Annotated in this window: 6 protein-coding genes; all 6 read left to right on the top strand. The window is 34.2% G+C overall.

Annotation, left to right across the window (positions count from 1 at the left end; all coding sequences use genetic code 11):
* The first annotated feature begins 452 nt into the window (after positions 1 to 452).
* A complete protein-coding gene (locus ENO17_04610) occupies positions 453 to 1,316 on the top strand; it encodes a sugar ABC transporter permease (protein HER24316.1) in 864 nt (287 codons plus the stop codon).
* An 87-nt stretch (positions 1,317 to 1,403) separates the two neighbouring features.
* Positions 1,404 to 2,180 carry a carbohydrate ABC transporter permease gene (locus ENO17_04605; protein ID HER24315.1) on the top strand — a complete coding sequence of 259 codons (777 nt, stop codon included), beginning with the start codon at positions 1,404 to 1,406 and terminating at the stop codon, positions 2,178 to 2,180.
* 50 nt (positions 2,181 to 2,230) lie between these two features.
* On the top strand, positions 2,231 to 3,331 hold the full coding sequence (locus ENO17_04600) for an ABC transporter ATP-binding protein (protein HER24314.1): 1,101 nt from the start codon (positions 2,231 to 2,233) through the stop codon (positions 3,329 to 3,331).
* Positions 3,332 to 3,412: 81 nt separating this feature from the next.
* Positions 3,413 to 4,756, top strand: coding sequence for a glycosyltransferase (locus tag ENO17_04595; protein HER24313.1), 1,344 nt, complete (start codon positions 3,413 to 3,415; stop codon positions 4,754 to 4,756).
* Between the two features lie 38 nt (positions 4,757 to 4,794).
* Positions 4,795 to 7,956: a hypothetical protein gene (locus tag ENO17_04590; GenBank protein HER24312.1), complete on the top strand. Its 3,162-nt coding sequence runs from the start codon at positions 4,795 to 4,797 to the stop codon at positions 7,954 to 7,956.
* Positions 7,957 to 8,059: 103 nt separating this feature from the next.
* Positions 8,060 to 8,402: sugar phosphorylase (locus ENO17_04585; GenBank protein ID HER24311.1), on the top strand; the 343-nt coding region annotated here is incomplete at its 3' end.

Genomic DNA, 8,402 nt, shown 5'->3' with positions numbered 1-8,402 from the left:
CCCGTAGGAGCTCCACAGAAAGATAATGCCGTCAAATTAATCGATTACCTCACTAGCCCGGATATCCAGGTTAAGATGCTTGAGAATATCGGTTTCTTCCCGACCATAAAAGAGGCAGAAGGGGTTATACCTGAGGGACCGCTTAAAATTTTAGCCACAGGAGTACTTGCTCAATCAGGTTCCCCGGATTCAGTCATAGCGCTGATACCGAGCCTTGGGGCAAAAGGTGGAGAATTTTCAGCCGCTTATCGTGATACCTTCACCAAGATAGTTATTGAAGGAGCGGATATTGGAACAACCATTACAACCGCAGGAGATAAGTTGAGGGCAATATTCAAAGAAGTGGGTGTGCCATTGTTGTAACAGGTAATTTCTGTGCGCCTCCCTATAGTAAAAATTAAACCTTTTATTAATAGGGAGGTGCATTCTTTAATGAGTGAAAAGGAGAAAGAATGACATCTTTTAGCCAAGGAGAAAAAAAATGGATACCTTATTTACTTTTCCTCCCTGCCTTAATTTATTTAGCAGGCTTTATCGGCTATCCTTTGGTAAAAACTTTACAACTTGCTTTTATCTCTGAAAAAGGTAAAGTTGGTATGGAAAATTTTATTACTTTGACTCGAGATTCAACCTTTTGGAAGGCATTAAAAAATACCTTGTATTTATTGATGGTTATAGTACCATTACAGGTTATCCTTGCCTTCTTGCTTGCACTTTTCGTGAACAGTAGATTTAAAGGTTACATGACCGTCCTTTATATTATTTGTATCCCTTTAGCTTTAAGTGATATTTCGGCTGCCTTAATGAGTTATAATATTTTTACCTCACATGGATTTTTAAATAAGCTTTTAATGAAGTTTGGATTTATTGACGCTCCTATTTATTTTTTTGGGTTAGGATTAAGTTCTCGTGCTTTTTGGGTGATAGTATTAACCGAGTTATGGAGGGCAACACCCTTGGTTTTTATTATCCTTTTAGCCAGTCTCCAAGTGATTAGCAAGGATTATTTTGAAGCAGCAGATGTGTTTGGATTTAGCAGTTGGCAAAAATTCTTTCATATAACCTTGCCTTTGACTATGCCAAGTTTGCAGTCTGCACTGCTTATTAGAACGCTTTTTGCTTTTCAGATATTCGGAGTGGTTTGGTTGCTTTCCGGTAGAGATATTCCTATATTAGCAGGTGAGGTATATTACCAGCAGGCAGAACTTAGTAATTTTCGTCTCGCGGCAACCTACGGTTTCATTATTGCACTTATATGTATTGTCCTTAGTTGGGTTTATCTTACTTTTTTAAAAACCAAACATTCTGAATTGTAAAAGTAAATTTAAAAAGTTAAATAATGGAGAAAAAATATGAAGAGTCAAAAAATTCCTATGAGATTAAAAATAAGACAGTTGGGTACCATGATTATTGTGGGAATTATTGTGATATGGTTTCTGGCTCCCTTGGTCCTAATTACTATATCCGCTTTTGCTTCTCCCAGTGATTACTATCAGATTGAGAAAGTAATACCAACGCATTTTACTTTAAATCAATTTAAATCACTTTTCTTTGGGCTTGAAGCATGGAAGGCGATTTTAACCAGTATGAAAGTTGCCGGATTAACTATGCTGCTAAGCTTTTTAATTGGTATGCCTGCTGGTTATGCTTTATCAAGATATATTTTTCCGGGGAAAAATTTATTAAAATTAATATGTCTTGCTACCAAGATGTTACCTTTAATGGTTTTAGCTGTTCCTTTACTTATCATCTTTATGAGAATGGGAGTTAGTGATTCAACTTGGGGTACTTCTTTGGCACATACTGCAATGGTATTACCTATAATTATCCTTATATTTTCAAGTATTCTATCGGGCGTATCTGTGGATTATGAAGAAGCAGCAATGATTTTTGGTCTTTCGCGTGTACATGCATTCTTTCGGATAACTCTTCCGCTTGCATTACCTGGGTTAGCTGCTTCAGCAATATTTGCTTTTATCCTGTCATGGAATGAGGTATTTGTGGCTACCATATTAACTTTAACTAACCGGACACTGCCTGCACATATTCTGAAAACTGCAATGGCTTCACCGGATTACCTTAAATTTAGTGCAGGTTTTATTATGGCTGCGCCAGCAATGGTCTTTATTTTCTTCGTAAGAAAACATCTGGTTACAATGTGGGGTATTTCCTTGAAATAAATTTTTGTCAGTTTATTGACTTCGCATAAGAGAAAGGGAGGTGGAAAAGATTGGTTAAAGTTAGACTTAAAGGTTTGAAGAAATATTTTGATAAGGTAAAAGCAGTAAATGATATAGATCTGGAAATCATACCTGGAGAGTTTGTGGTATTGCTTGGTCCCTCTGGTTGTGGCAAGACAACATTATTACGTTGTATTTCCGGATTAGAGAGAGTTACCGAAGGTAAGATTTTTTTTGATGAAGATAATATCACCTATCTTTCTCCGAAAGACAGAAGTATTTCCATGGTCTTTCAGAATTATGCTGTGTGGCCTCATATGACTGTAAAAAATAATATTGCCTTCCCTTTAAGAATTAAAAAATATTCTCAACATCAGATACAGGAGAAAGTCATTTGGGTAGCTAATCTTTTAGGAATAGATAATTTATTAGACCGCTATCCCGCACAGCTTTCAGGTGGACAAAGACAGCGAGTGGCAGTTGCCAGAGCAATTGTAATGGAGCCAAGAGTGTTATTGATGGATGAACCATTATCTAATCTCGATGCGTTATTACGAGTCCGAATGCGTGCCGAGATTAAAAAATTACAGGAAAAATTAAAAGTTACGACTATTTATGTTACTCATGACCAAGTAGAAGCAATGACAATGGGCGATCGAATTGCTGTTTTAGAACAAGGCATCATCCAGCAGTTTGGTAGTTCTGATGAGATTTATCATAATCCGGTAAATACCTTTGTAGCTGGATTTATTGGTTCACCACAAATGAATTCCATTGAGGTTGAATTGATACATAAGAAGGAAAAGTTTTATTTGGAAACAAAGGGCTTAGAAGTACCTTTATTGGATATATTGAAAGACAAAGTATCCCAAATTTCAGATAAACGTAATTATATCTTAGGCATTAGACCGGAACATATTTATGTTGCTGGTAGTGTACAAACAGACAAAGTAGTATCCACAAAAGGAAAAATTTACTTTGCCGAATTGTTACGGTCGGATACCGTTATCCATTTAGAAAAAGAATTCGGATTGCTTGTGATGAAAACTCCAGGCGATTTGAAGATAGAGGAAGGTAAAGAGCTTGAAGTATTGTTTGATCTTTCCCGGATCCATCTATTTGAAAAAGATACACGCAAAGCAATATTTTAGGAGATGAAATTTAGAAGCCAGTTTAACAATTTTTATTAGAAGAAAAATATTCAATAAATAGGAGATTTATTTTTGGCTAGAATAGGTATATGTCATTTTAGAGTTGGATTAACTGACGGTGTATCTTTGGAAATAGAGAAATGGAAAGATGTTTTAGAGAAGATAGGACATAAAGTTTACCTCCTTGCTGGCGAAGATCCCAACCAGGATGCCACGATCATTCCTAAGCTTCGGTATGACCAACCGGAAATAAATAAAATTTATAATAACTCTTTTCATTCTCTTAGTGATTTCCCTTCCGAAGAAGCGCTTTGTGGGGAAATATACAAAATTGTTTATCAAATAGAAGAAAAAATTTATTCTTTCATTAGAAAATTTTCGATTGACTTATTGGATGTAGAAAATGTTTGGTCCCTCCCTTTAAATATTCCTGCAGCAATTGCCCTTTATAGAGTCATTGAATCAACCGGCATTAAAACCATTTCTCATCATCATGATTTTTTTTGGGAAAGAAACCATTTTAGTTATCCCACTTGTGAAACAATCAAGAAAATCCTGCTTTCCTATTTTCCTCCTAATAATCAATTGATCACTCATTCCGTAATAAATACACTCGCTCGGGATGAATTAAAAAAGAGAAAAGGGGTTCATTCGGTTGTAGTGCCCAATATTTTTGATTTTGAAGGACCCGAATGGAAGATCGATGATTATAATGATGACTTTAAAAAGAGTTTAGGCCTTAATCAAAAAGATATTATCATTCTTCAGGCTACTCGAATCATTCCTCGAAAAGGAATTGAATTAGCTATTGATTTGGTAAAGGAATTAACCAAGCCCGATAATATGGCGCTATTAAAAGAAAATGGATTATATGACGGAAGGGAAATAGATGAAAAAAGTAAAGTAGTTTTAGTGTTCCCTAATTTAATAGAAGATATGGGATATTTTAGATTATTAAAAGAAAAGATTAAGAAAGATAATATTGAAGCCTTGTTTATTAGCGATATGGTTGACACCGAAAGGAAGGTAAAAAACAGTAAAAAAATTTATTCTTTATGGGATACTTATCTTTTCGCGGATTTAGTGACCTATCCCAGTTTGTATGAAGGATGGGGGAATCAATTTTTAGAAGCAATAAAGGCTAAGCTTCCTGTTGTGGTATTTGAATACGAGGTATATAAGAGAGATATTAAACCAAATGGTTTTAAAATCATTTCTCTTGGTGACAAATTAATAGGAAAAGAAGACCGGGGATTATACCAGATAGATCCTTCGATTATAAAAAGCGCAACAAAAGAAGCCATTAAAGTGCTTACAGATTTATCTTACAGGAAAAAGACGGTAGAATATAATTTTGACTTGGGTAAGCAGCTTTATTCGTTAACAGCCTTGAGAAAATATTTAGAGACTCTTTTTGGTAACTAAACGGTAGAAAACTGGAATGAGGAGAGGATATCAAATAAATGTCAGAAGTAATCAATGCTCATGTTATTTCTCATACCCATTGGGATCGTGAGTGGTTTTTAAACAGTAAATACACTACCGAATGGTTAATACCATTTTTTGATTCATTATTTAAGCTCTTACAGAAAGAGAGCAATTATAAATTTGTTTTAGACGGACAAACTTTAATTATTGAAGATTTTTTCGATCAACTAAAAAAACAGGGGAAAAATAGCGGGAAATATCAAAAAAGACTAAAGAAATATATTCAAGAGGGACGATTGTTGATTGGGCCTTACTACCTTCAACCTGATTGGCAGCTGGTAAGCGGAGAGTCTTTGGTTAGGAATTTGTTGATTGGTAATAAAATAGGGGAAAAATTGGGAGGAATAATGAAGGTAGGCTGGCTGTTAGATAATTTTGGACAGATCTCTCAAACAGCTCAGATTCATAAAAAATTTAAGATAAAAGGTCTTTTCCTATGGCGTGGAGTGGGGATGGATCCTTCTTGTATCAATTCTGAATTTTTATGGGAAAGCCCGGATGGGACACGACTAACTTCAGTTTATCTTCTAAGCAGCTACAGGAATGCCATGCGATTGGGTGAATATAAAGAAATTATAAAGGAAAGAATTGAAAATGAGGTTAGAAAGGTCTATCCCTTTGCAACTACTTCCAACGTACTTTTAATGAACGGTTATGATCAGGAGATATTCCCGGATGATTTTTTTCCAGTATTAAAAAAATTATTCTTTACCGATATTAGAGTAAAACAAAGTACTCCCCAAGAATATATAGAAGCTATCCGTAAAAATTCTCCCAAGTTGAAAGTTTTAAAAGGTGCTCTTTATAACGGACGGTTTATTTCCGTATTCCCTGGCACTCTTTCTTCACGAATCTATCTAAAATGTATGAATGATATTTGTCAGCAATCATTGGAAAAACACGTCGAACCGCTTTCAATTTTATCCTGGTTAAATGGAGGAAAATATAATAATAATAGATTAACCAACATTTGGAAAACGCTATTGAAAAATCATCCTCATGATAATATCTGTGGAGTTAGTATTGATGATGTTCACACTGATATGGAAACAAGATTTAGTGAGGTTATTAGTTCTACTAAAAAGATAACTGAAGATGAATTAAAAGAGCTGGTACTAAATATAAATACTTCTGCTGGCTTTGCCGATGCAGAAGCATATATAATTTTTAATCCCTCCCTTAAGATGCGGGATAAGATTATTACTGTTATTACCAAGGAGGATTGTTTTGAAATAATTGATTCAGGAAGAAGGGTTTTTGTCCATCAAAAAGGGAATAAAGACCATCTTCATATTTACGTAAATAATATTCCACCATTGGGGTATAAAACAATCTATACAAAAACCAGCCGAGGGCAGAATAGAAAAAATCAGCTTAATTTTCTATCAGATAAAGTAGTAGTAAATAATAATATATTAGAGAATCGCTATTTGCAGGTGAAGATAAAGGAAAATGGAAGTATAGATGTGTTTGATAAAATAAACGAGTGTTGTTATAAAAATCTGAATATTATATCCGATGGGGCTGATGCTGGGGATGAATATAATTATTCCTTCCCAGAAAATGATGGTATCATTACTAACCAAAAGATTAAGGCGAACATTGAAGTTGTTGAGCAAAGTATGCTAAAAGTGGTGATCAAGGTAAGTTTAATTTTACGATTACCCGAGTCTCTTACAGATGACCGAAAAACTCGTTCCTCAACATTAAGAGATTTCCCCCTGGTCAGTTGGTTGACCTTGGAAGTCGATTCACCCATTCTTGAATTCAGGACCGAGTTAAAAAATACAGTAAAGGATCATCGTTTAAGAATATTATTTCCTACCAACATTGATGCTGAGTTTTCTTATGCCGGTACTCAATTTGATATTACAAAACATAAAATTACTCCCGAAACTTTTAACAACAGAGAGTTATCCGAAGAAGTAAAAAGGGTAATAATAGGTGCCCGTGAGGCGGAACCCATAACTACCTTCCCCCATCGTTATTTTGTAGATATAAATGATGGACAGCGAGGAATTGCTGTCTTAAATAAAGGTCTACCGGAATATGAAATTTTACCGGATAAAAATACCATAGCCTTGACTCTTTTTAGATCGGTAGGATGGTTGGCTAGAAGTGATCTATTAACTCGAATTGGTGATGCCGGACCGACAATTTTCACTCCCGATGCTCAATGCCTACGCCAGATGAATTTTAAATATGCTATTTATTTCCACCAAGGAGATTGCCATCAGGCTCGGATATTTCAATTAGCTGAAGAATTTAATACAGATCTAATAATAGTACAAACCGACCAACATCGGGGGGAACTTACAGATACAGCCGGGTTTTTAAGCTTAAAATCCCCAAATGATGTTTTACAGGTAAGTGCAGTTAAAAAAACAGAAGACGGAGCAGGAATTATATTAAGATTTTTTAATCCTTCTCAGGAAATAATTGAAGGGGAGATTGCTTCACATTATCCTCTTAGTAAGGTGTATTTGGTAAATCTCAGTGAAGAAATTATAGGTAAGGTTAAGGATTTTAAGGAAAAAAGTTTTAAATTGTTAGCAAAACCCAAAGAAATTATTACCTTAAGAATAGAAATTATCCGAAAAGATATCTTGAAAAATAGATCCAATGGGGGAAAAAGAAAAGTTCAATGGTTAAATGAAGAAGAAAATTACCCCATAGTTAATTTTGATAATTTTACCTCCACTTCTTTATTAACCAGAACCGATATTATTAATGAAGAAAAAAGAGCGAAAGAAATAGAAAAGAAAATAAACAAAGCCAGGAAGACTGTATATTTATTTAAGAGTAAACTTAACAAATCCATAGGTCTTGATCGAGCTTTATCGGACGAGATTGAATTTGAATACCATAAGGCTAAGGGAGAGGTAAAAACTTACTACCGAGCTTTTTTGGAAGCAAAGCTTTCAGCGGTACTTTCCCAAAAAAAATATCTTGAAACCCATTATAAAAATAGTGATGACTATACCAGATCTATGGAAGAAATAGAAAAAATTCTTAGAGAAATAGGATATAAATTGAATGAAGCCAGAGTCAATAAGAGAGCCTATGAATATCTTGTAGAATATTACCAACATCGTTTTAAATCTCTCTTTAATACAACTTCAACAGAATATCATTAAAGGCAGGTAAAATATATTTATGTCAATTTTGGAAAAAAATCGAGAAATAATTAAAGAAAAATTAACCTTTACTTATGGAGAAGAAAAGAGTAAAGAAATAATAATGGAAGTTGAAAAGTTACTTAAAAAGTACTCTAAAAATATTTCTTTTCCAAATAAGAAAAAAACTTTTTTGGACGAGAAAGACATTGTTTTAATTACTTATGGGGACAGTATTATCGAACCCAAGGTAAAACCCTTAAAAACATTAACTAAATTTATTGGTGAATACCTAACCGAGCACATTAATATTATCCATATATTACCCTTTTATCCTTATTCTTCTGATGATGGATTTTCGGTTATAGACTATAAAAAGGTAAATCCGGATTTAGGGGACTGGAATGATATTAAGGATATACAACAAAAAATGGACTTGATGGTTGATTTAATAGCTAATCATATTT

The organism is Candidatus Atribacteria bacterium (genome assembly GCA_011056645.1).
GTDB lineage: Bacteria > Atribacterota > Phoenicimicrobiia > Phoenicimicrobiales > Phoenicimicrobiaceae > Sediminicultor > Sediminicultor quartus.
This window is presented reverse-complemented; position numbering and strand designations above follow the sequence as displayed.

Coding starts and splice junctions, on each gene's coding strand:
- ENO17_04610 (HER24316.1), top strand. CDS start 453: ATGACATCTTTTAGCCAAGGAGAAAAAAAATGGATACCTTATTTACTT.
- ENO17_04605 (HER24315.1), top strand. CDS start 1,404: ATGATTATTGTGGGAATTATTGTGATATGGTTTCTGGCTCCCTTGGTC.
- ENO17_04590 (HER24312.1), top strand. CDS start 4,795: ATGTCAGAAGTAATCAATGCTCATGTTATTTCTCATACCCATTGGGAT.